This window comes from Xenorhabdus littoralis, from assembly GCF_033949345.1.
Lineage (GTDB): Bacteria > Pseudomonadota > Gammaproteobacteria > Enterobacterales > Enterobacteriaceae > Xenorhabdus > Xenorhabdus littoralis.
In genome coordinates this window covers 49,931-74,051 of sequence record NZ_VCDP01000016.1, presented here as the reverse complement: position 1 = coordinate 74,051, position 24,121 = coordinate 49,931, and the positions used below count along the sequence as shown (strand labels likewise).

The window sequence follows — 24,121 nt, the reverse complement described above, 5'->3', positions numbered from 1 at the left end:
AAGATCTTGGCAGAATAGGGCGTTACTTTGCATGAAAAGGAGTCTGAGCTGTGTTAAATAAAATCCACTCCCATTTAGTAAATCAAGGGCCTGCATTACTGCGTTTCCCATTGAAAGCTACCCCTTTTATCTTACAGCGTCAGATGCTGGAACAGCTTCTTAGTTGGCAATTTAGAGAAGCATTGGTCGCGGGAGAACTGGCATTTTTGGCGTCCCGCTGGTTGAAGGTAGAAGTCAGGGATCTTGGTTTACGGATCGAAGGAAACACAGAATTGGGACTGCATGTGAAAAATCTGATGGATTCTATTGAACTGGAATCTATGCCATCCATTCTTCGCTTTGGTTTATTACGTCTGGCTGAGTTTATCAAAGCGGGACAAAAGGAGGGCGCGAATCAGCACGATCGCGCATTATCACTATGTTAATCAGGGTAGAAATTCCGGTAGATGCAGCGGGGATTGATCGTCTGCTGCGTCAATCTTTTGAGACATCGGCAGAAGCTGAGTTAATCAGTCAATTAAGAGAAGATGGCTTACTGACACTGGGCATTGTTGCGACTAATAATGAAGGCAAAGTGATTGGTTATGCTGGTTTTGCACCGGTTGATATCAATGGCGAAGATCACCAATGGGTTGGTCTGGCACCATTAGCTGTGGATGAAGAATATCGTCATCATGGGATTAGTGAAAAATTGGTTTATGAAGGACTGGATAGTCTGAATGAACTTGGGTATGGCGCGGTTGTAGTACTGGGTGATCCTGAATACTACAGCCGTTTTGGTTTCCAACTGGCTAATCAACATCAATTGTATTGCCAATGGCCTGATTGTGAAGAATATTTCCTGATATACACTCTCGCTGATATCTCACAGGAAGATTGCAGTGGTCTGGTTATTTATCCTGTCCATTTTGATAACCTGTGGTCGTTGTCCGAGTGATGGCTCCTCCACGACTTTCGGGCGGAGTGAAAAACTCCTCCGATACCCCGATTGCTATTAAATAGGTTGTTACACAGAGAGGCTGGTTTAAAATTAGCCTCTCTTTTTGCTGTTTGCTGAGTTTCTTCACGCGATATTCCACCTTCAATGCGATGCTTCGATCCCTTACCAAACTTTGATAAACCAATATCAGCGGCCCTTTTCCCCTTAGCGCTTTTGCCCCTTTTCCCGATGTGTGTTGCATAAATCGACGGGATACATCTGTCGTGACTCCGGTATATAAGGAGCCGTTTCGTGTTCTGATTAGATAGAGATACCAATTGGATACTTTAGTTTTCATTATTTATTTTTGATAATCCCTGTCTATCTAATAACCAAAAAAAATTAATACGTTGTTTAATTATAGGCTGATTTTTGTCGTTTTGTTAATGTAATTATTTGAATTAATTCAAATTAATTATTATTTATTAAACAATGATCGTATTTTTGTTCAAAAAATTAGAATAATAATAGCAATAATTGCTAATTATCATTTTTCTAGCAAGCGTATAACATGAGCCACATCACAAGAGATGAAGATTATTTTGAAAGTAAAAAGAAGGAGCAAAACATGAAAGCTGTAAAAAATATTCTGGCAATTTTAGCATTAGGTGCTGTTTCATTTGGTTCGATGGCTGCTACAGAAGTTCAGGTCGCTAAGGGAGATAAAATAGGTGTTGTCTCAGTTACTGGTGCAGCTACACTAGATAATCTGACTGAAGAGTTATCCAAAAAAGCTGACAAAGAGGGTGCGGCATATTTCCGGGTTGTTTCTGCTTATGGTCAAAACCAACTCGGTGGAGTTGCCGAAATCTATAAATAATTTATAGTGTTTCCATGCTAACCTCTTGGTATATCAAGCTAAACGCAGAACACGATACTGAACAAATCTCAATCGTGTTCTGCCGTAAGTTGATCTAAATAACGGTATGGAAATATATGGACTTAAATAAAAAAAATTTAACAATTAAGCAGTATCTCACCAAACAACATGTACTTACACTCTGCACTTCTTCAACTCAGGATTTGTGGTGTGCGAGCTGCTTTTATGTTTTTGATTCCGATAGCATGGCATTCTGGTTTATGACTGAAGTGAATACCCGTCACGGCCAGATGATGCAGAAAAACCCCATTGTTGCAGGTACTGTTGCCGGGCAAATCCACAATGTTACTGAAATCAAGGGAATCCAATTTCGTGGCGAAGTGATCCTGCTGACAGGTGAAGCGGAAACTGTTGCCAGAGAACGTTACTGCCATCATTTCCCTATCGCCCTAACGGCTAAATCCCCTATCTGGCAACTTAATCTTAATAAAATCAAAATGGTGGATAATACGCTTGGTTTTGGCACCAAATTACTTTGGCAACGCTAATGTTGCTGTTATCGTAAGCAATATTAGCGTCAGCAATGTTAGCGTAAATAACGGATAACCTGATTACGGCTGCCCCGCCAAACTAACGTGGGATCATATAATTCTTGTTCAAACTTCCCATCTACCAACACATGGGTATAGCGGATAATTTCTTGCTGAATGTCACTTAATTCATTGAAGACATAGCCTGTCCATAGCCAGATATCCTTATCCGGGCACTCTTCTTTTACACGTTTAACCAGTCTCAGTATGGTAGGGACATTATGGGGATGCAGGGGATCACCCCCAGATAACGATAAACCTTGCCGCTTAATGCGTTGATCTTTCAGGTCAGCGATGATCTGCTCCTCTATTGCCGACGTAAAAGGCTGACCCGAATCAACACGCCATGTACTTTGGTTATAGCAACCACGGCATTGATGCAAGCAGCCTGATACAAACAGAGTACAGCGAGTACCGGGGCCATTTACGGCATCGACTGGATAATATTGATGATAATTCATGATATTAACCGATTTGACCATGACCAAGATGCTTCACGCGACGCTTCACTTCTTCCTGTTTACCCGTATTGAACGGACGGGCATCAGGACTGCCCAGATAGCCACAAACACGGCGGATCACCGAGACATGGGCAGAATCATGATTACCGCATTGAGGACAGGTGAATCCTTTACTGGTACAGGAAAATTCCCCGGTAAAACCACACTGGTAACATTCATCAATCGGCGTATTGGTTCCATAATAAGGGACACGCGAATAGCTGTAATCCCAAACATCTTCTAATGCTTTTAAATTATGTTGCAGATTGGGATACTCGCCGTAACAGATAAAACCCCCATTTGCCAATGGTGGGTACAGCGCTTCAAAATCCAGTTTATCGTAGGGATTGACCTTCTTTTCTACATCCAAATGGAAGCTATTGGTGTAGTAGCCTTTATCCGTGACACCCTGAATCTCGCCAAACTCAGCGGTATCCAGACGACAGAAACGATCGCATAAATTTTCACTTGGCGTACTGTAGAGACTAAACCCATAGCCAGTCTCCAGCTTCCATTGATCGACAGCTTCACGTAAACGTCTGACGATGGAGAGCGCTTTCTGCTGACGCCGTTCATCATCAAAGATATGTGAATGGTTGCCATATAACGCATTTATCGTTTCATGCATACCGATATACCCCAACGAAATAGACGCGCGGCCCTGTTTAAAAATCTCAGCAATATTGTCATCGGCTTTCAGACGTACGCCACAGGCTCCCTCCATATAGAGAATAGGCGCAACGCGAGCCTTAGTATTTTCGAGACGAGTAATCCTTGTCATCAACGCTTTTTTAGCCAGCAATAAACGCTGATCCAAAAGCTGCCAAAATTCGGTTTCATTACCTTTGGCTTCGAGTGCAATACGGGGCAGATTAAGACTGATTACGCCTAAATTATTGCGACCCTCATGCAATTGCCGACCCTTCTCTTCATAAACACCGAGAAAACTACGGCAACCCATTGGGGTTTTAAACGAGCCTGTCACCTTAACCACTTGGTCATAGTTGAGAATATCGGGATACATACGTTTGCTGGCACATTCCAGCGCAAGTAATTTAATGTCATAGTGAGGATCACCAAATCGATGATTAAGCCCATCACGAATGGCGAAAACCAATTTAGGAAAAACGGCGGTCTTACGGTTTTTCCCCAATCCCGCAATACGGTTACGCAGAATAGAAATTTGAATCAGACGCGATTCTTTTGACGTTCCCAATCCGAAGCCAAACGTGACAAATGGTGTTTGTCCATTGGCGGTATGCAGCGTATTTACTTCGTATTCCAGAGACTGAAAAGCGTCATAACACTCTTTTTCGGTACGGGCTTCAGCGTAGGCGGCCTGATCTGCAATCTTCCACTCTTTGGCAATTGCCAGATGTTTGTCATAACTGGCTGTTACGAAAGGAGCCAAGACCTCATCAATGCGATTGATGGTCGTGCCGCCATAAATATGGCTGGCAACTTGCGCGATGATCTGAGCGGTAACCGCTGTGGCAGTAGAAATGGATTTGGGTGGTTCAATCTCCGCATTACCCATTTTAAAGCCATTGGTTAGCATCCCTTGCAAATCAATCAACATGCAGTTGAACATGGGGAAAAATGGAGCGTAATCCAGATCATGATAGTGAATTTCGCCCTTTTCATGCGCCATAACCACATCACGAGGCAGCATATGCTGCTTGGCATATTGTCTGGCGACGATCCCGGCCAACAAATCGCGCTGGGTTGGGATCACCTTACTGTCTTTATTAGCATTTTCGTTAAGCAGGGAAAAATCACTTTGTTCGATCAGGCCACGGATCTCCTGATCTAACTGATCATGCCAAGTACGGGAATTCACGATAGGGCTCCTCGATATGTTATCCACAGGCGGAAATGACATGAAGGCTCGCTTTTTGTTAAATGTGGATAATTTTGTGTATAAATACTATATATAGTAAATTTTAAGTATTTAAACACAATATATAGATCATTTAAGCTAATATACAACCAACAAAGTTGATCTGAGACAAAGAAAAGGAAAGTTATCAGAAGGAAGAGGAGAGGAAGAGGAGAGAAACGCAGACAGAAACGCAGACAGAAAATAGCAACCCTGATACAGAAATGATCAGGGTTGATGAAAACGGAAAATCAGCGACGAACGGCGATGGCTTCGATTTCGATTTTCACATCTTTTGGCAGACGAGCAACTTCAACACATGAACGCGCAGGGAATGGCGCATCATGTTCAGCGAAGAACGCTTCATAAGTTGCATTCACGGCAGCAAAGTCATTCAGATCTTTAACAAACACAGTGGTTTTTACGATATCAGCTACTTTCAGGCCAGATTTCTCGATGATAGCTTTAACGTTTTCCAAAGATTGACGGGCTTGGGCCGTAACTTCTTCAGGGATAGCGCCGGTTTTTGGATCAACAGGTATCTGACCGGAAGTAATAACCATGCTGCCCAGATCAACACCCTGAACATAAGGGCCGATTGCTGCTGGTGCATTCTCGGTATGAATAGAACGTGACATTAGAAACTCCTGTTTAACGTCTGTATGGAAAATTTCGCGAGATCGCCATTATAGTGATCTTAAGTCCTGCATCAATTGATACAGGACACTGTCTTGAAATCCATAGGTTAGATTACTTGAGTTAACGATTAATCGTTATTAATGACCGCTTGGCGATCAAACTCTTTTTCACAATATTTACAGCGCAGTACGACATCATTTTTCACTGCCATCACATGGAAGCTGCTGTTAACCGGCTCATTGTGGCTGATGCAATTGCTGTTTGGGCAGACAAGGATAGTATCGATGTGTTCTGGCAGATTGATAGGCATCTTTTTAACCACGACATAATTTTCAATATTATTGATTGTGGCATGTGGCGCATACATAGCGAGCTGGTTTGCTTGTTGCTCTGTCAGGAACGTATTTTCAATCTTGATCAGATCCTTTTTACCCAGATGGTTGGAAGGCAGATTCAGGCCGATAGTAATGCGCTGGTTTGTTTCAGTGAGTTTGAACAGCGATAATAATTTAAAGCCGACATGAGCCGGGATGTGATCGATAACCGTGCCACATTTAATGGCTTCTACTTGTAGTTGATGTTCTTGGGTCATGTTGTGTCATGAATACCGTTTCGGTATTCCTCCTCCAAATATTAGGGGATCAAGAAAAACGCCCTATTTTGTCACAGACTATTTATCATTTCATCTGATTAACTTGCTAATTTTAAAGATGATTTAACCTATTGATAGAAAGAAAATAAAATTTGGTGGCAGATTTTTCTGTTGTTAATCTGTGAAAATATTGTTATTCAGATACTCTCGATTCCAATATATCCATTATCTTTACAAGTTGCTGATTGAAAGATGACAGGCATAGATGTGGAGAAAATACTGTGGAAAACATTGCGTTAGAAAAAAACGTGTTAGAAAAAAACGTGTTAGAAAAAAATGTAGAAATATATGTAGAAAGCGATTTTGATTGGCCAAAAATTAATAAAATTCCAATTTATGAATGTCATGAACCTTTAGAATTAATTGTTAATACAGAGAAATTAAAACAGAAACCCGTTTATTTTATTGCGGGAATAAACGGCTCCATTGAATATTGTCCGGTGAGAAAAAGCGTTGCCGAAAAACTTACCATTGCCTCACAATTACTCCCCCCTCATTTAGGGATTTTAGTCTTGGATGGCTGGCGCTCGCGGGAAACTCAACAAGCATTGCAGGAGCAAACACAGGCAAAGATAGCGGCTCAATATACGGAATTATCCCCCGAAGAACAGCAACGACTATTGCAGCAATTTGTGGCTCCCGCTCCGGTAGAAGCAAATCAAGTCAGCCCTCATTTGACGGGTGGTTCTGTGGATGTGACACTTTTTGATATCGTTTCTGGTAACGTTCTGTTTCTGGGGACAGAATTTGATGAAGTCAGTGAATTGTCTTACACCGCAGCATTGGAAACAGCAGCAGAAAAAAATATGCCGGCAACCTTATATCGTCGATTATTGTACCAAGCCATGACTCAGGTTGGATTCAGTAACTTTCCGACAGAATGGTGGCATTATGATTATGGTAATTCCTTATGGGCATTTTATAAAAATCAGACGGCTATTTATGGTCCGATAGACGGCATAAAACAATATATAAAATAATAGATAAAACAACAGGCAAAATAATGAAAACGACACTGATTACCGCCGATAATTCATTGATGCTCTGGGCTTTTATTATGATTACCGTCGCTGCCGCCATTATGGCTGAGCAGCGCTTTAGGTGGGCATCTAAAATACCGGGATCAGTGATAGTTCTGATCATTGCGATCCTGGCTTCCAACCTGAATATCATCCCTACTGAAGCACCCGTTTACGATGCTGTTTGGGGATATATCCTGCCGTTAGCGATCCCCTTGTTATTATTTAAAACCAATTTGCAACGCATTATCAAAGAAAGTAGACGGCTACTGGTACTGTTCTTGATTTCCTCTATCGCAACCATGATTGGTGCGATCATTTCTTTCCATATATTCAGGGCATACATTCCTGAATTGGATAAAATCAGTGGCATGATCTCTGCTTCCTATACGGGAGGTGGTGTGAACTTTGTTGCAATGGCCGCCAAACTGGACACTTCCCAAAGTATGGTGGCATCCACTATTGTTGCAGATAATTTTATGATGGCAGGCTATTTTATCATTCTGATAATTTTATCCGGTTGGAAAGTCGCGAGGAAATTCTGGGGCAGTCCACATATTGATTTGGTTGAAAACGATCCCCAGTTGGATAAATCCCGGACTTTGGCAGCGGCTTATTGGCAACCGAAAAATATCTCCCTGAAAGATATTGCTCTATCGTTGGCATGGTCAATTTTTATTGTTGCCCTGTCATTTCATCTCTCATCGTGGTTAAAAACCCTGTTCGGGCAACCCAATAACGTCTATCAAGAACTGATTTTCAGCCTGATCACCGATAAATACCTGCTCCTGACGACCGTAACTTTTATTATTGTTTCTATATTTAAAGAGACATTCAGCAAATTGAATGGTACTCAAGAATTGGGAACTTACGCGATTTATATGTTCTTTGTCGTAATAGGTATTCCGGCATCCATACACGCCATTCTCAGCCATGCGCCGCTGTTATTTGCTTTCGTTTTTGTGATTGCGATGATCAACCTGATACTGACCTTTGCGGCAGGGAAAATATTTAAATTCAGCCTTGAAGAAAACATTCTCGCCTGTAACGCCAATATCGGCGGACCAACGACCGCAGCAGCAATGGCAATCAGCCGGGGCTGGGTCAATCTGGTCGGGCCGATAATGGTCATTGGCACGGTGGGTTATGTGATTGGCAATTATGTAGGGACATTTGTCTATTTTGTGGTGGGGAAAATACCGTATTGAATGAGAAACCTATTATTTAGTCTAACTATGTTGACCAGACTAACAAAAACAAATATGCTTAAATTATGTACACCAAGAGGTGATGTTATGGAAAAAGTTAACATTTACGATGCGAAAACCAACTTGTCCAGAATTGTTCAGGAAGTTGCCCGCACTGGAGAACCCGTGGTGATTGCCAAGAATGGTCATGCTCTGGTTAAAGTGGTTGCATACAGAGAAGAGAAGCCTAAGCGAAAATTAGGTTTCCTCAAAGGCAAAGGTATAGTTCCCACCAATTTTGACGATATGAACAGCACCGAACTGGTTGAAATGTTTGAAGGGAAATATGCTTAATGGAACTGTTGCTAGATACCAATATTTTGCTGTTTATGGCATACGAGCCGGAAAGACTGAAACCTAATATTATTGATCTTCTTGAAGATATCGACAAAATTCTTTGTTTTAGTACGGCGTCTATATGGGAAGTAGTCATTAAAAATAATCTGAACAAACCTGATTTTTCCGTAGACCCGAAGCAGTTCAGGGATGGTCTGTTTGAAGCTGGTTTGATTGAAATCCCAATTAAAAGTGAACATACGCTTGTTGTGTGCGATTTACCGGAAAAACTACATAAAGATCCGTTCGACCGATTAATTGTCGCTCAGGCGAAACACAACAAGATCCCGCTCATCACGAGTGATAATAAGCTGATAGATTTTGTCAGTGATTACATTACTGTAATCCCTAACAGATAGTCTGCGGCCCGATAATGGTGATTGGCACGGTGGGTTATGTGATTGGCAATTATGTAGGGACATTTGTTTATTTTGTGGTGGGGAAAATGTAGTTTAAGTTGCTGCCCATAAGACAGCAATTTGAAGTATGATAAATATATCAGTAAATACAAGATGTTATTGATATATTTTCTGAAAAATCGATGATATTGAATCCAAAACCTTTTGAGATCTTTACCGTATCTGTGCCTGATAGCCATTGGAATACAACAGCGGGAGCAACACAGGCTGTCATATCATGATAATGCCAGACGCGCGGTGTATGCGCATGTCCGCTGCCAATAAATTTCACTTTATACTTTTCACATAATTCCAACAGTGCACTGGCATTATTCAGCATACAACTATCAACAATGGGTGTATCAACGGGTATAGCATGGTGATGCGTGAAAACAGCTATATTAACGTTATTGTTTGCAATGATTGTTCTTTCTAATTCTGCAAGATTATCCTCAGATATAAAACCATAATCTTCCCCTTCAACAACGGTATCAACAGAAGTGATATACCAGTTTTTATTATTATATTCGCGAGAGGTTATAAGATTTTCTGTTTTCTCTTCTTTAAGAACTATATCAAAATTATCTTTTAAATCATGATTACCAAGTATCGCTATATAAGGCGTATTCAGTGATTCCATTTTTTTAAAAAAATATTTATAGGAATCGATGTCACCATCATTTGATATATCACCCGATATTATAATGAGTTCTATATCAGTAATGCTTTTTATTCTCATTATTTCATCACAAACAAAATCAAGATTGTCATAAGGATTCACATCAAATAATTTTTGATCCCTGCTGCCGGTTAAATGTAAGTCTGTTAAATGAATAACTTTCATTTTTTATTACCTCTGATATTACATATTTTCTTGCCATTAAATTACGATCAGTAAATATAGATAATATCATAAGGCAACTCAGGAAAACCGGATCAACAGAAGAGATTTGTTGAGTTAATACCTTGAGATAGTTGTGTCTATTGCTCGGTTTTTTCGTTTCATTAACACGGAATAACTACAACAATAAATAGATAGGAGTATGATTATAAAGAAGTGGCCATCGCTTGGTTTTGATTATATCTCGAAGTATGACTACTTGGTTCGCCCCTATGATTGCATCGGTGGTAGCCCGCCAATGAATGAAATCGGCGTTATTGGTTCACCTGTAAATTGTGGCTATTTGGTGTTGACCACGACATAAAAAAATAGAGATTTTTATGAAATTCAAATCAAAAATAAAACCTTATCATTCTGCTGCTGGTGGCTGGGGATCACTGGAAGCAACAACCCGCTTTGTCTTTGACAGTAAACAAGCACTGAAAAATATGGTTAACCTGATGCGTATGAACAAGCCCAAAGGTTTTGACTGCCCGGGATGCGCATGGGGAGATGACAATCAAAGCCTGTTCAGCTTTTGCGAAAACGGGGCTAAAGCAGTGACTTGGGAAGCGACTCGTCGGCATGTTGATCGGGAATTTTTTGCGACTCACAGCGTCAGTAAACTCTACCAGCAAAGTGACTACTTCCTTGAATATCAGGGACGGGTTGTTGAGCCAATGAGCTATAACCCGCAGACGGATCATTATGAGCCGATTAGCTGGGATGAGGCTTTTACCCTGATCGCCAGCCATATAAAGGCGATGGATAACCCTAATCAGCTTGAATTATATACCTCAGGCCGAGCCAGCAATGAGGCTTCGTGGCTGTATCAATTATTTGGCCGTGTGCTGGGAACAAACAACTTTCCCGATTGCTCCAATATGTGCCATGAAGCCAGTGGCTCCGGCATGTTGAAAAGTCTGGGCGTTGGAAAAGGGACTATCAGGCTGCAAGATTTTGACCACGCTGATGCCATCTTTGTATTCGGCCAGAATCCCGGTACAAACCATCCGAGAATGCTGCATAGCCTGAGACATGCTGCTGAACACGGTGCCCGCATTGTCACGTTTAATACTTTGCGTGAGCGAGGATTAGAACGTTTTGCTGATCCACAAAATCCGCTTGAAGTGATCACCCCAATGGCGGGAGAAATCAGTCACCGTTATTACCAGCCTAAACTCGGTGGCGATATGGCGGCTGTACGGGGGATAGTTAAGGCGCTTTTGGAAACGCATAGCGCTCTGCTGACTGAAGGCAAATCAGGTATTTTTGATCTGGAGTTCATCTCAACTTATACCGAAGGCGTCGATGCTTACTTGCAGGAAGTTGCTGCGACTGAGTGGTCATTTATTGAAAATCAATCCGGATTGAGTGAAGCACAATTACGCGAAGCCGCGATCATTTACCAGAATGCCGAACGTGTTATCTGCACTTGGGCAATGGGAATAACTCAGCATAAACACTCGTTGGTCACTGTGCGTGAAATCGTCAACCTGCAATTGCTGTTTGGCCAGTTGGGTAAACCCGGCGCAGGGCTTTGTCCCGTGCGTGGCCATAGTAACGTGCAGGGCAACCGGACGATGGGAATTAATGAAAAACCCAACAAGCCTTTTCTGGATAGCATGGCGGCCCATTTTGGATTCGAGCCTCCTCGTGCCCACGGTCATAATGTTGTGGAAGCGTTGAGTGCCATGTTGCGTGATGAAATCAAAGTCCTGATCGCGTTGGGAGGCAACCTTGCGGCAGCAGCGCCAGATAGTCCGCGTACAGAAGAAGCCCTTCAACACTGTGACCTGACCGTACACATCAGCACAAAATTAAACCGGAGTCATCTTGTTACCGGTAAAAAAGGTGCTCTGATCCTACCGACATTAGGTCGTACTGAAAGAGATATTCAGGCCACCGGCTCTCAATTTGTAACGGTAGAAGACTCTTTCAGCATGGTTCATGCGTCGGAAGGCGTGAATAAACCGTTATTTGATACCCAACGTTCTGAGACAATGATTGTTGCAGGCATTGCCAATGCGACGGTAGGCAATACAGCGACGATTAACTGGCTGGAACTGGCGGGAGATTACAATAAAATCCGCGATCATATTGCGGCAACCATCCCCGGATTTGATGGTTTTAATCAAAAATGTGAACATTCCGGCGGTTTCTACCTTGGCAATGCTGCGGCTGAATTACGTTTTGCTACACCGAGCCAAAAAGCCGAATTCAGTCATGCGCCGCTGCCAAAAACACTGTTCCCGCAAATCGATGGTGCTGACGTTCCTTTCACCTTGCAGACTTTGCGTTCTCATGATCAATACAACACGACGATTTATGGTCTGGATGATCGGTACCGTGGCGTTTACGGACAGCGGGAAGTGTTGTTCATGAATCCAGAAGATATCGCACAATCGGGCTATCAGGCCGACGATTTAGTTGATATCGAAACAATATGGAATGACGGTATCAAGCGTAAAGTGTTTGGCTTCAAGTTGGTTCCTTATAACATTCCACGCGGAAACCTTGCCGCTTACTATCCGGAAACCAACCCATTGGTTCCAATGGAAAGTTTTGGTGATGGTACGGGTACCCCAACCTCAAAATCTGTGCCGGTGAAATTATCCCTCACTGAGCAGAATCCATCGGAATCCCTGCGTCTTGTATAAGGAGACGAAAACAGTTAATAAACACCAAAATGCAGCTATTCTATGGTTTCTGATGATTTATCACACTTAATGAGATTAATGTTTCGTCAATGCAACTACCTTTCTGCGAATATGATAGGTAGTCATCCCTCCCACAATATCAAAACAAAAAGTATGACTTTGTAAAACTTGGCGATATAACAATCACATGAGACAAAGTTACACTTTTATTGGGAGGCATCATGGCAATAACACGTTTACGTCAACAGGGAGGTGCTGTAGTGGTCACAATCCCTAGTGATGTTGCAACAGTAATGGGATGGTCTGTAGGCATGAAGTTGGATATAAAATCGTCAGGAGACACGATAAGCATCAAACCAGCGGAGAGAATTGCCAGAGGCAGGAAGTCTCTTTCTGAGCTGTTACAGAGCATTGATGAAACAGAAATACGGGCTTTCAACGAAGCTATCGCTGACGACTTAAATTCCCCCCCTGTTGGTAATGAGGTGATTTAATGGTACGCAGAAGGCACGTCCCAAGCAGGGGTGAAATCTGGCATGCTAACGGCGATCCTGTTAGCGGCAGAGAGTTCAAAGGAGCCCATTACTATCTGGTTATCTCTGAATTTGCACTGAATCAAAAGCTAGGTACTGCACTTTGTGTTCCAATTACCAGTGGTGGGGGACTAGCACGTTCAGAAGCTATCACCGTATATCTGGATGGCTCAAGTACTGATACCGGAAAAATTACTGGTATTGCACTTTGCTATCAGATTCGCTCACTTGATTTGAATGAATGTAAAGCTACCTATGCGGCACAAGTTGAGCCTGATATTGTTGATGAAATCTTAGCTAAAGTAATAGATATTTTAGATCCTCAATTAAATTAAATGCAAATAACACAGAAAACATAAACTGTTTGAGCAATCATTCAGGAGCCAGAATTACAGAAAGTTTTTTCAAATCAACCTCGTATTCATAACTTCTCTTTTTGAATGACATAACCAGCAGGGATCCCTGCTGGTCGATCAATAGAGTCGGGGTAACATTATGTAGAGAGTGATCTGATTCTTTTGACAAATTCATCAGTTTCCTTGTCCGTCTGTTTTACTTATCTTTTCGATATCCCGCTTATCCAGTTCCGCCAAAATGCTCTCAAGTTGGTCATCAAAATCAGCGGGTTTCTTATCTCTGAATAAGAACAAGGCGGGGAAACGTTTATAATCAGTCGCGGCAACGGCGTCTTTCCCTTGCAATAGATATTTGACGATAAAAGCATGGGCTTCATCTTGCCGCAGTTTGGTATTAAATCCCCATACAGATCCATAAGAGAGAAACATTTGGAAGGCACGGCGAGTTAGTGAATTATTATCATCCAGCGTATACATCGCCAGCCCCATCAAATGGACGATTTTCATCGGATCGGCCAGATTGGAAACACCGACCTGTGAATAACGGGCCGCATAAACCTTGCCTTTGTACCAGCTGAAAAACAGTTGCCGTTTTCGGTCAATAAATATGGGCGCTTGCAGCTTCCAGAAAACGCATCGGTGTATCAGATAGAGAGAAAAGGCCAATAAAAAGCTGAACTGTAGAAAATCAGTGATTAAAAGTTTGGTACTGGCATGGAAATAGTTATAGCGATAATAGAGGTATTTCCAGAAAGAGATGGTTTTATCATTGCCAATAAAACGGGCATTTTCCATATACTCAGGAAGATCTTTACGCAGATAAAACTCTTCTCCGTATTCTTTTTGAACAAGTATGATCCATTTTTGAATATAGGCTTCATCGTGTTTTCTCTGTTCAATAAAATCAGCGATGCTGTTGTGAAAAAACAACAATGTCAAAATCAGAATAGGAAAAAGTACGATTATTCGGGTAAATCGTTGTGTATTGCGTAGAGTGCATTGGTTATCGTCAATACTATTCAAAGGAAGGTAACTTTGTAACGCTTCATAGCTTTTTTTCACTAGTGGCATAGCCAGCAGGGATCCCTGCTGGTCGATCAATAGAGTCGGGGTAACATTATGTAGAGAGTGATCTGATTCGTTTGACAAATTCATTGTTTCCTTACTGGCTCTATTATCTGACTGATTTTTTATCATCTAATTTTTCAAGCATTTCTAACACTTTCGTCAGTTGCTTATCAAAATCGAAAGGTCGGTTTCGGGTACGCCAGAGCATTGAATGGCCACGTTTAAAATCAGTTTCACTAACAGCCTGTTTTCCTTCAATGAGGTATTTGATAATAAAAGCGTGTATATCAGTTTGTGCGACTTTATTTTTCAAACCAAATAGAGAAATATCAGCATCATGCAGCCGGAAATTATGTGAAATCAGTTCCTTTCGGGGTGTCACACCATAAAGTGTCAATCCTGAAGGTTCTGCCTGACCGGATATTTTTACCTGTGGGTAATATGCTGCATAGACTTGCGCCCAACGCCAGCTATAAATAAGTCGTCGTTGCCGATCTATCACAATCTGATGTTGTGGCCAGAAGAAACAGACATGGAGAATCAGGGGGATAAACAGCAATATTAGCCCACCAAAGTCAAAAAAATAAGTCGTCACGACATCTGCGGTAGTATAGTCATTAATCTTGAATTTTTTGTGATATTCAATGTAGTCCCAAAAGGGAAGTGTCCCGTTTTTATCAAAACTCAAGTTAATGAGGTAGTGTTCTTCTTCTAATGGTTTGGGTAAATCATTGCGTAGGTGAAACTCCTGACCATATCGAATGCGAGCCTCGCTTAACATTTCACGCGCATCACCTTCGTCCGCTTTTTTCATGATATTAAAGTTATCAATGCCATTCCATACGATGAGGGCGCTAATAATCAGGTAAGAGAAAAACAGAGAAATACGCAAGCCCGGCCGCGTACTGCGCAAGACACACTGGTTATCATCAAGGCTATTGAGGGGAGAAAACGCTGCCAGTGATTTTAGGTTTTTTTTCTCCATCGGTTGGGCAAGTAAAGATTCTTGTTGTTCAACCAAAGTAGTGGCGGGTGTTTGGTGTGCCAGTGGGTTAGGATCATCACTGGTTGCAGAATGTGCGTCGAGTCTAGCCAATATACGTGTTAATTGTGCATCAAAATCAGCCGGTTTTTTATCTCTGCGCCAGAATAGAACGGGGAAACGCGCAAAGTTGGTAGCCGCAACCGCCTCTTTTCCTTCCAACAGGTATTTGATGGTAAAAGCAAGAACCTCATCTTGCTGTTGTTTAGTGATTATCCCGGCCAGAATGGAAATACACGGCTGAAATGCGCGGCGAGCCAGTGAATGATGACCATCCAGCGTATACAGGCCCAATCCCATTGCTTTTACTCCTGCACCGCCAAACAGGGAGATGCCCACGTGTGGATAGCGGGCAGCATAGACTTTGCCTCGATGCCAACTAAAGAGTAACTGTCGTTTGCGGTCAATAAATATAGGTGGAGACAGGGGATGGAAAAAACAGAGGTAGATAAATAACAGGCATAAGCTGGTTAAAAGTCCAAAATGGACAACATCGTTGATAAAGGTTCGTGTCCCATTTTTATAATAGTTATAACGGAAGTGCATGTATTTCTTAAATGAAATATGGTTGTCATAACCAATAGCACGGAGTTTTTCTGCATACCCCGGTAGTTTTTCACGCAGAAAAAAATCATTTCCAAGTTCTCTTCTGGCTATTTCAACCATATTCATAATGAATTTTTCATTGCCTTTTCTATATTCGATAAAATTTTGAATACTGACATACAAGGCGAGTAACATACCGATCAACATCGGAAGGACTAACATGGCACGGGCAAGACGCTGTTGATTGCGTAAGGCACACTGATTATCGTCAATACTGTGTAATGGCAGATAGCTTTTCAGATCTTCCTGACTTTTTTTCTCCAACGGTATGGCCAGCAGGGATCCCTGCTGGTCAATCAATGGCGTCGGTGTGACATCATGTATGGAGTAACGTAATTTTTTTGTCAAACTCATTGTTATAGTATCTCCTGACCTTTAAATCCTATGGTTGCTACTTTTTGTACAGTTTCGCCTGCTAGATACCGTAGTGGTACGATAGTGTCTTCAAATGGGATGTAATGCCAAAATAGTTCCGCCTCTTCTTTATAGGGAGAAGGGTGTTTATCTTCAAAAGTGATGGTTAGGTGGCGTGAACCATCTTTAATCTCTGATGAAGCAGTTTGAAATGCCTGACGGAATTTTTCTGTCATTTCCTCATCATAGAGATAATACTTATTACCGATTTTTTCTGCTTTTTCTTTCTGGGCGTTATAATGTATTTTTTCTTGTTGGATAACTTTCATATATGCCTGAACATTTTCAGCAGGTGCGTATGTACCCGCTCTCCACTGATCAACTGGCTCATGTAGAGGTTTATAAAATGCATAATGGAGGTCAGAACTTCCTTCCTGAAATGCAGGTAAAATAAAAGTATATGTATTATTATATATATTAAAGTGATGTAATGTTCGTTTTATGGTTAATTGTGGCATAAAAAGAATATTTAAAAACTCTTGTTTTTCAACATGGAACGCATTCCAAGTGTCATAACTCGTGTCTTTCATTTCTCTCATGTCTCTGGTTGATTTTAATTGCGAATCCATATCTGGTCGTGTTTCTATACCCCAAAATGGATACATTTCTCCTGATCCCCAAAAACAATTTGAAATTAGATTTTCCATACTGGATCTATTAAAAATCATTAATCCAATCGTACCACCTATAATGAATAACCATCCAATAACGTTAAGGGTTAATAATAATGTTGAGGCTACACCTAAAATATTTGTGATGCCTAAAGCAACGCCTCCCAATCCCATAGCATAATTGCTATATTGTGCTCCCGTATTACCGATAGCACCTGCTTTTTGGCCGTCTATAAAGGAAATAAAGGCACCGATAATACTGACTAACCCGAGAATTGTTTTTGTTGCAATATGTTTTCCTAGTTCACTATATTTAGTTGAAATTTTATCTAGATTGTGGAGTAAAGCAGGGGTAGCTTTAGGCAATAATTTGGGAGCATACTCAGTTACTGTTGCTGTGACAGAGAATATATCTGCTGTTAAGGATATCAAAGCGGTACTGAATTTAATTGCATCATAAGTAGCACTATATTTATGCTGGTCTAGTGGGTTGTTTTGATCAAATTTCGATTGAATAATAACAGAGCTTGCTGTTTTAACATTAAGAAATAAGCTAACACCCGGAAGTGTTTTATCCAGTAATATTGATGTTTTTTGAGCTCCAATCTTGAGAAAATCAAGAGAACTATCAATGCTCATGATTGCACTTAATTTAATGTATCTGCCAGCTTGAATTGTTGTGGATTTTGCTGAATCTCCCGCTTTTTTGATAACATCTTCTACTTTTCTCTCGATATTACTTACTGGTAAGGCTTGCTGTTGTTTTGCTAAAAAAAGAGATTCTAAGTGACGAAGTTTTTTGAATACAGGGTTGAATTTGGGCATTCTGGGGCCTTTATTACCTGTATACTGTTTTTTATTCGCTATTTTTTCAAGCCTTGTCAAAATATATTCGAATTCTTTACGAGTCAGCGGAATTCCTTGACGGTAGTCAATCGTGAAACTAAATGGTTTTAATAGAGCGGGTACAATTTTGTTGGAAATAAATTGAATAGCTGCATTGCTCAAATGAGTTAATGAGCCTTTTAAAGCAATTGCACCAGTTTCAATAAAAGCCATTGCTTTGCCAAAAATTCTGCCAAAAACACTTAAGAAACAGTCTGATACTCTCTTTAGAATATCAGATAGAGTATTGGTCGCATCTTTCGTATAGCTGTGAGTGACAATTTTTACTACGCCCGTTGCTGCAATTTCCCAAGTATTGGTACTATATTGGAGATTATGTATGTCGAAGGCAGTAGAGACAGAAGCATTGATTTTTGAGTTTTCTTGTTTTTCTGGCGGCTGAAGATTATTAGAGGGAGTTGTCTGTATTTCTTCAGTTTCAAAATTTTCAACTGATTGTGAGATCAATTCTTCCAGCATTTTTTCTGATACGACGGTATGTTGTAATCCATCAAAAGTATCAGTGATCAGGTCGACAAAAATATCAATTTCCTGAATGTCATTTTCTTGTATGGTTTCTTTATTATTATAAATAGAGAAAAAATACTTGAAATAGTTGTCAAGGCTTCCTACTTGAGCAGTTACAGCCTTTTCACTGGCAAATGCCTTAAAAATCTTAGAAAAAGTTTCTTGCCTCTTCTCAAATTCTTGATATTCGTTTTTTATTGATGGCCAATATTGATCTATATCTTTCTGATTTTTGGCACGTTGGAATTTACTGTGCTGAATCGCTGATTTACGAGATTCCTTCAGGACATCAATATACATCCCAATTGTCATGGGGTAGACATTGAGCTCCGCATTATATTGCTGCCATACTGTTAAAAGACGGTGAGCCTCCAGAATCTCTTTCTGCCGCCCAACGGGATCATGCAGGATCACAATCCGTGATTTTTCCTGATAACAGAGCTTATTCCGGATCTCAAGTGCGATCTTGTCCGCATCCATTTCATAGGATAACTGAGTAGTCAGTTCATCGATCCTGATGGTGTCTAAATCCAGCTCACCGAAATTCTCGGCATCAATTTTGGCTTTAGCCGCAGCGAATTGCTCTTTGCGGGTTTTGTAATCCTGAATCAGTTTGGCGAAGTTGGCTTCGTTGGCCTCAATGGCATGGGGCTGATTATCATTATCAAGATTAATGAACTGCATGGTTTTTTCCCGCAGTTTTTTATCCCTGTTCATACGAGCGATCACATCCGGATGCCAGAGATGTTCACTGTAAGCAATGCTGATATTCGAGACATCTTTTGCAACAAATAAAAAAGGATACCCTTCACCATTTAAACCCGACTCCGGCATGACACCATCACGTGCATCTTTGTTATTTCGGTAGGTGAATTTTCTGAATTTCTCGATTTGCTGATCTTTATCCGGTTCGTATTTGAAGATATGAAAATAGGCCGTTTTGCTGGGCCTATGTTCCATGATGTCTTCTTCCCGGATGTAAATCCAACCCGGACGCATCAGGCGGGCTGCATAGCCTTTACTCTCTTTTAGCGTTTTCGCAGACATGAGTGTGTGAATGTCAGGTGGTACTTCAGGTTTTTCCAGCTCTGATCCAAAAAAATTCACATAGGCATAACGGACAGGATAGATGGGTTTGATATTCCCGTCGCACGGGTGTTTAGCACTCCCCATATCCAGTCTGGATACGGATTGATTCGCACTTTCACTCATGTCTGTGATTGAAGATGTCATGACTGACTCCATGTTGTAGGGGTAAGACATTCCTTGAGAAGTTTGTAAGCTCGGGCTTCCTGATTGGAAGGTTCAGACAAGACGGTTTCCAGCGTATGATTCCAGAGTGGATCATTTTTAGCGGTGATAGCACGTGCCACAATATAGTAAAGCCCCGTCAGCTCAAGGGTGAATCCGTTCAGATAGGCGTAATTGGCCTGTTTGGTAATAAAGGGCAGCAGTTGGTCTTCTGGAACCTGACACTGTTTTTGAACGTGCTTTTTGATGAATGCCTTCACCTTATGGAAGTACTTTTGCTGCATGTACCGTTCAAAATTGAGGTGCATCCTGTCATTGATGGTGACAGTTTCAATTTTGGACTCCCTGATGTTTTCCGTTACGCTGGCTTTCATCAGGTGATTTTCATGATTGAAACCGTAAATGGCGCCAATATGCCGAATAAACGAAGCAAGAGCCCCACGGGACAGGCTTTTCAGGGTTAAATCCAGTGTCAGTGAGTAGTAGAAGCGGAAAAATACCCATTCCCTGTTATGTTCTTGTTGCAAGTAAGGGAATTTACGCAGGTGGTTATACAGTTCATCAAATTTACTGTCAGTATGGATAAAAATCCCGATATCCGGCGTGTAGTGAGTGATGAATATTTGCCGCAGAAACTCTTTATCTTCATGGCCTGTCAGTTCGACCAAATAAGGCGCAGCGTCTTCAAGGGTGATTTGTGTTGTTCCTTTAAACAGGCAACGATAAGGCAATCCAGAAGCCATTAATGAAGGAATAATAAAATGACCGGCGTGTTTATGATAAACCCCTGCATCAATCACCATATAACAACGGGAATATTTCGTTGTATTTTGGCTTTGCTGATAAAGCAGGGAATATAAATCATCACTGATCCAGTATCGATTAAAGGGATTTTCGCCAGTAAAGGGAGGACAAGGATATAGGGTAATCTCCAGATCACCGGTATCAATTGGCAATGGCTCGCTGGTATCCTGCGTATTCAGCACAATAATCGGCTGTTCTCCATTGATTTTCTCAAGGTTCAGGATTAGCTGTTTTTCCAGGTGATTACAGGTATCCAGATATTGCAGAAAAGGTAAAATTTTCTCGTATTGGCCTTCGTCAGCCTGCAATGAATACAACATATGATCAGATAACTGAACTAATGCCTGATGCTGATTTTTGGCCTGAATGAGAGCCTGCGCCCAGTAGTGTCGCGGTTTTTGCTGTTCTGAACCTTTATAACCATATGAAAATTCGGCTACCCAAATATGTTTATACAGTTGATGGTAATTTTCTTGCCTGTGCATGATTTAATATCGTCAATTTGTTTGTTTTTAGCCGGAATATTTGGAAACTTGGCAGATTATTTTTATTACTCATCAAGATAACGATTAAAAACCGACGTTATCGAAACGGATGATAATAGCTTAATTTTATGGCAGGTTAAAATAAGAAAAGGACTTTCAAATACACATATATTTGAAGTTAATTGTTGAGGATTTAATTATTGCTCTTGGTTATTTTTTTCTGTGATGGAAAATAAAAACGCTTCTTGAATAAAATAATATTATGAACAAGGATAATTATCCTTGTTCATAATATTAATAGCTATTTATTTTGATTAATTTTTTATAACAACTTCTTTATTCAATACCAGTGACAACAATGCCTGACGGGCGTAAATACCATTACCCGCTTGCTGGAAATAGTAAGCATAAGGGGTCTTATCGACGTCAACTGTGATTTCATCAATACGTGGCAGCGGATGCAGTACCTTCAGGTTTTCTTTAACATTCTCCAAATCCGCCGCGCGCAGAACGAACTGAGCCTTGATATTGGCATATTCTGAAGGATCAAGACGTTCTTTCTGGACACGGGTCATGTACAGAATATCCAGTTCAGGCATCACATCTTCAAAGTCATTGTGAAGGCTGTAACTCACCTGTTTTTCATCCAGCATGTGCAGGATATAGCTTGGCATTGCCAGTGCATCTGGCGCGATAAAGCAGAAATGGTTGCCGTTAAATTTCGCCAGTGCTTGTGTCAGTGAATGCACGGTACGCCCATATTTCAAATCACCCACCATGGCGATTTTCAGGTTTTCCAGTCTGCCCTGCGTTTCCTGAATGGTGAACAGGTCGAGCAAAGTCTGGGTCGGATGCTGGTTTGCACCATCTCCGGCGTTAATGATCGGGATATTACCGGAAAACTCAGAAGCCAGTCGCGCAGCGCCTTCTTGTGGATGACGCATAACAATCGCATCGGCATATTGGCTGATGATAGAAATGGTATCAGCCAAAGTTTCTCCCTTTTTACCTAATGAAGTATTGCTGCTGTCCGCAAAGCCAACTACGGAAGCACCGAGTCGCTGAATGGCGGTTTCAAAAGAGAGACGGGTGCGCGTGGAAGCTTCAAAAAAGCAGCTTGCGATCACCTTGTGTTTCAGTAAATCGGTCTGTGGATTGGCTTTCAATGCAGCTGCCGTCTGCAATACCAGTTCCAGATCTGTGCGGTTCAGATCATTAATTGAAATGATATGTTTGCGATATAACGGGTTAGCCATGTTTACGTTCCTCTTTTATGACTTTTAGCCTTGGACTGGGCAGACAAAAAAAAGCCCCTCAATTGAGGGGCTTTTTAAATGTTTGGTTATGCAATGGGAAAAACAATACGCCCACGCTGCCAGCAGACAGTTTTTCGTTAGCTTGATATTTTACGGCCTTCACCGCGTGATTTTTCATGTTTTCTCCCAGCAAATCGTCGCGCATTATACTCACGATAGCATTCACCGCAAGGATTGCCGGAAGAAATTTTTGTTTTAATACTTCGTCAAACGTAATGACCGGAATATTGGTAAGACTATTCGCTTCTGTCACCCAAACTGACAGCCATTCTGTTAAGCGCATTCATTAGGGAAATAGTCGCAGTCAGGTCAACAATCTCTTTTTCCGTAAAGATATCATCAAGGCGGACTTTGATCTCATCCAACACGCTTTGTCTGGGATTTGTCGTCAGGGCTTCTGCCCACTCCAGCGCCAGCTTTTCTTTTGGACTGTAAATATTGGAATTGAACCACGCGGGCAATTTATCCAGTTTAACCTGCTCTATGCCGTGATCTTGCCGGATCATTTCAGCATGAAGGCGACAACAATAGGCACAGCCATTAATTTGGGATACCCGCGTTTCCACCAGCAGAATAAGTGCTTGATCCAGTTCAGAGGCATGGATTTCTTCATAGCTTTTGTATAACGGATTAATAATGGCAGGTGAAACTTTTGCGTAATTCATTTCTATCTCCAGAACTTTTATTTTTTGTTTAAAGGGGTTATTTCACTACAAACACCGCAAAATCTTTCGCCAGATCAGTATTGGGGAATATTTCCCGACATTCCGCTAATAATCGAGGGCAATCTTCAACGCCATAGCGTCCGCTGATATGCGTGGCGATAAAGTGTTTTACCTTGGCGTCACGCGCCAGTGTTGCGGCCTGTTTGGTGGTGGAATGTCCTCGTTCATTGGCTTTCGCGGCAAACGCATCTTCCAGCGTGATTTCATGCACCATCACATCAACATTGGCAGCCATTTTCAGTGCTTCCGGCGTCGGTTCAGTATCTCCGAAAATAGCCAGTGACTTGCCACGGATTGGCGCACCTAAATAATCTTTGCCGCAAATTGTACGGCCATCTTCCAGTGTTACTGTACCGCCTTGTTTCAATGCCTGCATCCATGGGCCACGGGGAATAGCATCCTGATTGAGCTTTTGGGCATCCAATGCGCCGGGTTTGTCATGTTCTTCAATGCGATAGCCGTAACACTCCACACGGTGGTTCAGGGCATAAGCCGTCACTTTCAGTTCACCGTCATCAAATAACTGTCCAGACTGAACTTCAATAATCTCGAGCGGATAGGTCAGAAAAGAGCTGCTCAATTGCAATGAGGTTTCCACAAATTGGCGTATGCCGATTGGGCCATACAAAGTAAGGGGATCGGTAGAACCTCCCATAGAGCGGCTGCACAATAAACCGGGCAAACCGAAGATGTGATCTCCATGCAGGTGAGTGATAAAAATCTTCTCCAGTTTGGATATTTTGATCGGGGAGTGGAGGATCTGGTGCTGTGTTCCCTCACCGCAATCAAACATCCACAGTGCATTGCGGATGCCCTGTAAATCGAGGATCAGGCTGGTGACGTTGCGCTCTTTTGTGGGAATGCCTGCGCTGGTGCCTAAGAATTTCAGTTCCATATT

The 24,121-nt window shown here is 41.6% G+C and carries 27 protein-coding genes; 12 read left to right on the top strand and 15 right to left on the bottom strand.

What is annotated here, in order from left to right; all coding sequences use genetic code 11:
* Window positions 1-50 precede the first annotated feature (50 nt).
* Both FE394_RS05200 and FE394_RS05195 read left to right on the top strand, forming a co-directional pair.
* Window positions 51-425, top strand: coding sequence for an SCP2 sterol-binding domain-containing protein (locus tag FE394_RS05200; RefSeq protein ID WP_319925335.1), 375 nt, complete (start codon window positions 51-53; stop codon window positions 423-425).
* Entirely contained in the window at window positions 419-937 is a 519-nt protein-coding gene (locus FE394_RS05195; RefSeq protein WP_319925334.1) for a GNAT family N-acetyltransferase, read from the top strand. Before FE394_RS05200 ends, FE394_RS05195 begins: the two co-directional genes overlap by 7 nt.
* On the opposite strand, the gene FE394_RS05190 is transcribed toward FE394_RS05195, so the two are convergent.
* Complete coding sequence (locus FE394_RS05190; protein ID WP_319925333.1) at window positions 891-1,277, bottom strand: GIY-YIG nuclease family protein; 387 nt, start codon at window positions 1,275-1,277, stop codon at window positions 891-893. The genes FE394_RS05195 and FE394_RS05190 overlap by 47 nt on opposite strands.
* Window positions 1,278-1,547: 270 nt before the next feature.
* On the opposite strand from FE394_RS05190, the gene FE394_RS05185 reads away from it, so the two are divergent.
* Together FE394_RS05185 and FE394_RS05180 are read left to right on the top strand one after the other, a co-directional pair.
* The gene (locus FE394_RS05185) at window positions 1,548-1,799 is read left to right on the top strand and encodes a YdgH/BhsA/McbA-like domain containing protein (protein ID WP_319925375.1); all 252 of its coding nucleotides are present in this window, start codon (window positions 1,548-1,550) and stop codon (window positions 1,797-1,799) included.
* A gap of 116 nt (window positions 1,800-1,915) precedes the next feature.
* Window positions 1,916-2,347, top strand: coding sequence for a YhbP family protein (locus FE394_RS05180; RefSeq protein ID WP_319925332.1), 432 nt, complete (start codon window positions 1,916-1,918; stop codon window positions 2,345-2,347).
* A gap of 38 nt (window positions 2,348-2,385) precedes the next feature.
* Here the strand turns inward: FE394_RS05180 and nrdG are convergent, their stop codons facing one another.
* The 4 genes from nrdG to pyrI all read right to left on the bottom strand — a co-directional run bounded on the left by nrdG (window position 2,386) and on the right by pyrI (window position 5,999).
* On the bottom strand, window positions 2,386-2,850 hold the full coding sequence (gene nrdG, locus FE394_RS05175; protein ID WP_319925331.1) for an anaerobic ribonucleoside-triphosphate reductase-activating protein: 465 nt from the start codon (window positions 2,848-2,850) through the stop codon (window positions 2,386-2,388).
* A gap of 4 nt (window positions 2,851-2,854) precedes the next feature.
* Complete coding sequence (nrdD, locus tag FE394_RS05170) at window positions 2,855-4,771, bottom strand: anaerobic ribonucleoside-triphosphate reductase (RefSeq protein ID WP_319925330.1); 1,917 nt, start codon at window positions 4,769-4,771, stop codon at window positions 2,855-2,857.
* 248 nt (window positions 4,772-5,019) lie between these two features.
* A complete protein-coding gene (gene ridA / locus FE394_RS05165; RefSeq protein WP_319925329.1) occupies window positions 5,020-5,406 on the bottom strand; it encodes a 2-iminobutanoate/2-iminopropanoate deaminase in 387 nt (128 codons plus the stop codon).
* 128 nt (window positions 5,407-5,534) lie between these two features.
* Window positions 5,535-5,999 (bottom strand): aspartate carbamoyltransferase regulatory subunit, encoded by a 465-nt coding sequence (gene pyrI, locus FE394_RS05160; protein ID WP_319925328.1) that lies wholly within the window; start codon window positions 5,997-5,999, stop codon window positions 5,535-5,537.
* Between the two features lie 281 nt (window positions 6,000-6,280).
* Here pyrI and FE394_RS05155 point away from each other — a divergent pair, with 281 nt between their 5' ends.
* The 4 genes from FE394_RS05155 to FE394_RS05140 all read left to right on the top strand — a co-directional run bounded on the left by FE394_RS05155 (window position 6,281) and on the right by FE394_RS05140 (window position 9,020).
* Window positions 6,281-7,039 (top strand): M15 family metallopeptidase, encoded by a 759-nt coding sequence (locus tag FE394_RS05155; protein WP_319925327.1) that lies wholly within the window; start codon window positions 6,281-6,283, stop codon window positions 7,037-7,039.
* A 23-nt stretch (window positions 7,040-7,062) separates the two neighbouring features.
* Window positions 7,063-8,286: a DUF819 family protein gene (locus FE394_RS05150; RefSeq protein ID WP_319925326.1), complete on the top strand. Its 1,224-nt coding sequence runs from the start codon at window positions 7,063-7,065 to the stop codon at window positions 8,284-8,286.
* A gap of 87 nt (window positions 8,287-8,373) precedes the next feature.
* Complete coding sequence (locus tag FE394_RS05145) at window positions 8,374-8,619, top strand: type II toxin-antitoxin system Phd/YefM family antitoxin (protein ID WP_319925325.1); 246 nt, start codon at window positions 8,374-8,376, stop codon at window positions 8,617-8,619.
* A complete protein-coding gene (locus tag FE394_RS05140; protein WP_319925324.1) occupies window positions 8,619-9,020 on the top strand; it encodes a type II toxin-antitoxin system VapC family toxin in 402 nt (133 codons plus the stop codon). The genes FE394_RS05145 and FE394_RS05140 overlap by 1 nt, the downstream gene beginning before the upstream one ends.
* 139 nt (window positions 9,021-9,159) lie before the next feature.
* Here the strand turns inward: FE394_RS05140 and FE394_RS05135 are convergent, their stop codons facing one another.
* Complete coding sequence (locus tag FE394_RS05135; RefSeq protein WP_319925323.1) at window positions 9,160-9,903, bottom strand: metallophosphoesterase; 744 nt, start codon at window positions 9,901-9,903, stop codon at window positions 9,160-9,162.
* Between the two features lie 199 nt (window positions 9,904-10,102).
* Between FE394_RS05135 and FE394_RS05130 the strand changes: the two genes are divergently transcribed.
* From FE394_RS05130 to FE394_RS05115, 4 genes are all read left to right on the top strand, one after another.
* Window positions 10,103-10,264 (top strand): hypothetical protein, encoded by a 162-nt coding sequence (locus tag FE394_RS05130; RefSeq protein ID WP_319925322.1) that lies wholly within the window; start codon window positions 10,103-10,105, stop codon window positions 10,262-10,264.
* Window positions 10,265-10,280: 16 nt separating this feature from the next.
* Window positions 10,281-12,599, top strand: coding sequence for an FdhF/YdeP family oxidoreductase (locus FE394_RS05125; RefSeq protein WP_319925321.1), 2,319 nt, complete (start codon window positions 10,281-10,283; stop codon window positions 12,597-12,599).
* Between the two features lie 221 nt (window positions 12,600-12,820).
* Window positions 12,821-13,093: an AbrB/MazE/SpoVT family DNA-binding domain-containing protein gene (locus FE394_RS05120; protein WP_319925320.1), complete on the top strand. Its 273-nt coding sequence runs from the start codon at window positions 12,821-12,823 to the stop codon at window positions 13,091-13,093.
* Window positions 13,093-13,467, top strand: a complete 375-nt coding sequence (locus FE394_RS05115) for a type II toxin-antitoxin system PemK/MazF family toxin (protein WP_319925319.1) — start codon at window positions 13,093-13,095, stop codon at window positions 13,465-13,467. Before FE394_RS05120 ends, FE394_RS05115 begins: the two co-directional genes overlap by 1 nt.
* Before the next feature lie 37 nt (window positions 13,468-13,504).
* Here the strand turns inward: FE394_RS05115 and FE394_RS05110 are convergent, their stop codons facing one another.
* The 9 genes from FE394_RS05110 to rnz form a co-directional block, all read right to left on the bottom strand.
* Window positions 13,505-13,657: a hypothetical protein gene (locus FE394_RS05110; protein ID WP_319925318.1), complete on the bottom strand. Its 153-nt coding sequence runs from the start codon at window positions 13,655-13,657 to the stop codon at window positions 13,505-13,507.
* 5 nt (window positions 13,658-13,662) lie between these two features.
* A complete protein-coding gene (locus tag FE394_RS05105) occupies window positions 13,663-14,637 on the bottom strand; it encodes a hypothetical protein (protein ID WP_319925317.1) in 975 nt (324 codons plus the stop codon).
* A gap of 25 nt (window positions 14,638-14,662) precedes the next feature.
* Window positions 14,663-16,558 (bottom strand): hypothetical protein, encoded by a 1,896-nt coding sequence (locus FE394_RS05100; protein WP_319925316.1) that lies wholly within the window; start codon window positions 16,556-16,558, stop codon window positions 14,663-14,665.
* Between the two features lie 2 nt (window positions 16,559-16,560).
* Window positions 16,561-19,875, bottom strand: coding sequence for a toxin VasX (locus FE394_RS05095; protein WP_319925315.1), 3,315 nt, complete (start codon window positions 19,873-19,875; stop codon window positions 16,561-16,563).
* Complete coding sequence (locus FE394_RS05090; RefSeq protein ID WP_319925314.1) at window positions 19,872-21,182, bottom strand: DUF4123 domain-containing protein; 1,311 nt, start codon at window positions 21,180-21,182, stop codon at window positions 19,872-19,874. Before FE394_RS05090 ends, FE394_RS05095 begins: the two co-directional genes overlap by 4 nt.
* A gap of 314 nt (window positions 21,183-21,496) precedes the next feature.
* The gene (pyrB, locus tag FE394_RS05085) at window positions 21,497-22,438 is read right to left on the bottom strand and encodes an aspartate carbamoyltransferase (protein ID WP_319925313.1); all 942 of its coding nucleotides are present in this window, start codon (window positions 22,436-22,438) and stop codon (window positions 21,497-21,499) included.
* 58 nt (window positions 22,439-22,496) lie between these two features.
* Window positions 22,497-22,751 carry a hypothetical protein gene (locus tag FE394_RS05080; RefSeq protein ID WP_319925312.1) on the bottom strand — a complete coding sequence of 85 codons (255 nt, stop codon included), beginning with the start codon at window positions 22,749-22,751 and terminating at the stop codon, window positions 22,497-22,499.
* Entirely contained in the window at window positions 22,735-23,163 is a 429-nt protein-coding gene (locus FE394_RS05075; RefSeq protein WP_319925311.1) for a carboxymuconolactone decarboxylase family protein, read from the bottom strand. The genes FE394_RS05080 and FE394_RS05075 overlap by 17 nt, the downstream gene beginning before the upstream one ends.
* A 37-nt stretch (window positions 23,164-23,200) precedes the next feature.
* Window positions 23,201-24,118: a ribonuclease Z gene (rnz, locus tag FE394_RS05070; protein ID WP_319925310.1), complete on the bottom strand. Its 918-nt coding sequence runs from the start codon at window positions 24,116-24,118 to the stop codon at window positions 23,201-23,203.
* Window positions 24,119-24,121: the final 3 nt, after the last annotated feature.

Coding starts and splice junctions, on each gene's coding strand:
- FE394_RS05145 (WP_319925325.1), top strand. CDS start 8,374: ATGGAAAAAGTTAACATTTACGATGCGAAAACCAACTTGTCCAGAATT.
- FE394_RS05195 (WP_319925334.1), top strand. CDS start 419: ATGTTAATCAGGGTAGAAATTCCGGTAGATGCAGCGGGGATTGATCGT.
- pyrI (WP_319925328.1), bottom strand. CDS start 5,999: ATGACCCAAGAACATCAACTACAAGTAGAAGCCATTAAATGTGGCACG.
- ridA (WP_319925329.1), bottom strand. CDS start 5,406: ATGTCACGTTCTATTCATACCGAGAATGCACCAGCAGCAATCGGCCCT.
- FE394_RS05180 (WP_319925332.1), top strand. CDS start 1,916: ATGGACTTAAATAAAAAAAATTTAACAATTAAGCAGTATCTCACCAAA.
- FE394_RS05125 (WP_319925321.1), top strand. CDS start 10,281: ATGAAATTCAAATCAAAAATAAAACCTTATCATTCTGCTGCTGGTGGC.
- FE394_RS05130 (WP_319925322.1), top strand. CDS start 10,103: ATGATTATAAAGAAGTGGCCATCGCTTGGTTTTGATTATATCTCGAAG.
- nrdG (WP_319925331.1), bottom strand. CDS start 2,850: ATGAATTATCATCAATATTATCCAGTCGATGCCGTAAATGGCCCCGGT.
- FE394_RS05115 (WP_319925319.1), top strand. CDS start 13,093: ATGGTACGCAGAAGGCACGTCCCAAGCAGGGGTGAAATCTGGCATGCT.
- FE394_RS05090 (WP_319925314.1), bottom strand. CDS start 21,182: ATGCACAGGCAAGAAAATTACCATCAACTGTATAAACATATTTGGGTA.
- rnz (WP_319925310.1), bottom strand. CDS start 24,118: ATGGAACTGAAATTCTTAGGCACCAGCGCAGGCATTCCCACAAAAGAG.
- FE394_RS05075 (WP_319925311.1), bottom strand. CDS start 23,163: ATGAATTACGCAAAAGTTTCACCTGCCATTATTAATCCGTTATACAAA.
- FE394_RS05095 (WP_319925315.1), bottom strand. CDS start 19,875: ATGACATCTTCAATCACAGACATGAGTGAAAGTGCGAATCAATCCGTA.
- FE394_RS05150 (WP_319925326.1), top strand. CDS start 7,063: ATGAAAACGACACTGATTACCGCCGATAATTCATTGATGCTCTGGGCT.
- FE394_RS05120 (WP_319925320.1), top strand. CDS start 12,821: ATGGCAATAACACGTTTACGTCAACAGGGAGGTGCTGTAGTGGTCACA.
- pyrB (WP_319925313.1), bottom strand. CDS start 22,438: ATGGCTAACCCGTTATATCGCAAACATATCATTTCAATTAATGATCTG.
- FE394_RS05100 (WP_319925316.1), bottom strand. CDS start 16,558: ATGAGTTTGACAAAAAAATTACGTTACTCCATACATGATGTCACACCG.
- FE394_RS05140 (WP_319925324.1), top strand. CDS start 8,619: ATGGAACTGTTGCTAGATACCAATATTTTGCTGTTTATGGCATACGAG.
- FE394_RS05190 (WP_319925333.1), bottom strand. CDS start 1,277: ATGAAAACTAAAGTATCCAATTGGTATCTCTATCTAATCAGAACACGA.
- FE394_RS05185 (WP_319925375.1), top strand. CDS start 1,548: ATGAAAGCTGTAAAAAATATTCTGGCAATTTTAGCATTAGGTGCTGTT.
- nrdD (WP_319925330.1), bottom strand. CDS start 4,771: ATGTCATTTCCGCCTGTGGATAACATATCGAGGAGCCCTATCGTGAAT.
- FE394_RS05135 (WP_319925323.1), bottom strand. CDS start 9,903: ATGAAAGTTATTCATTTAACAGACTTACATTTAACCGGCAGCAGGGAT.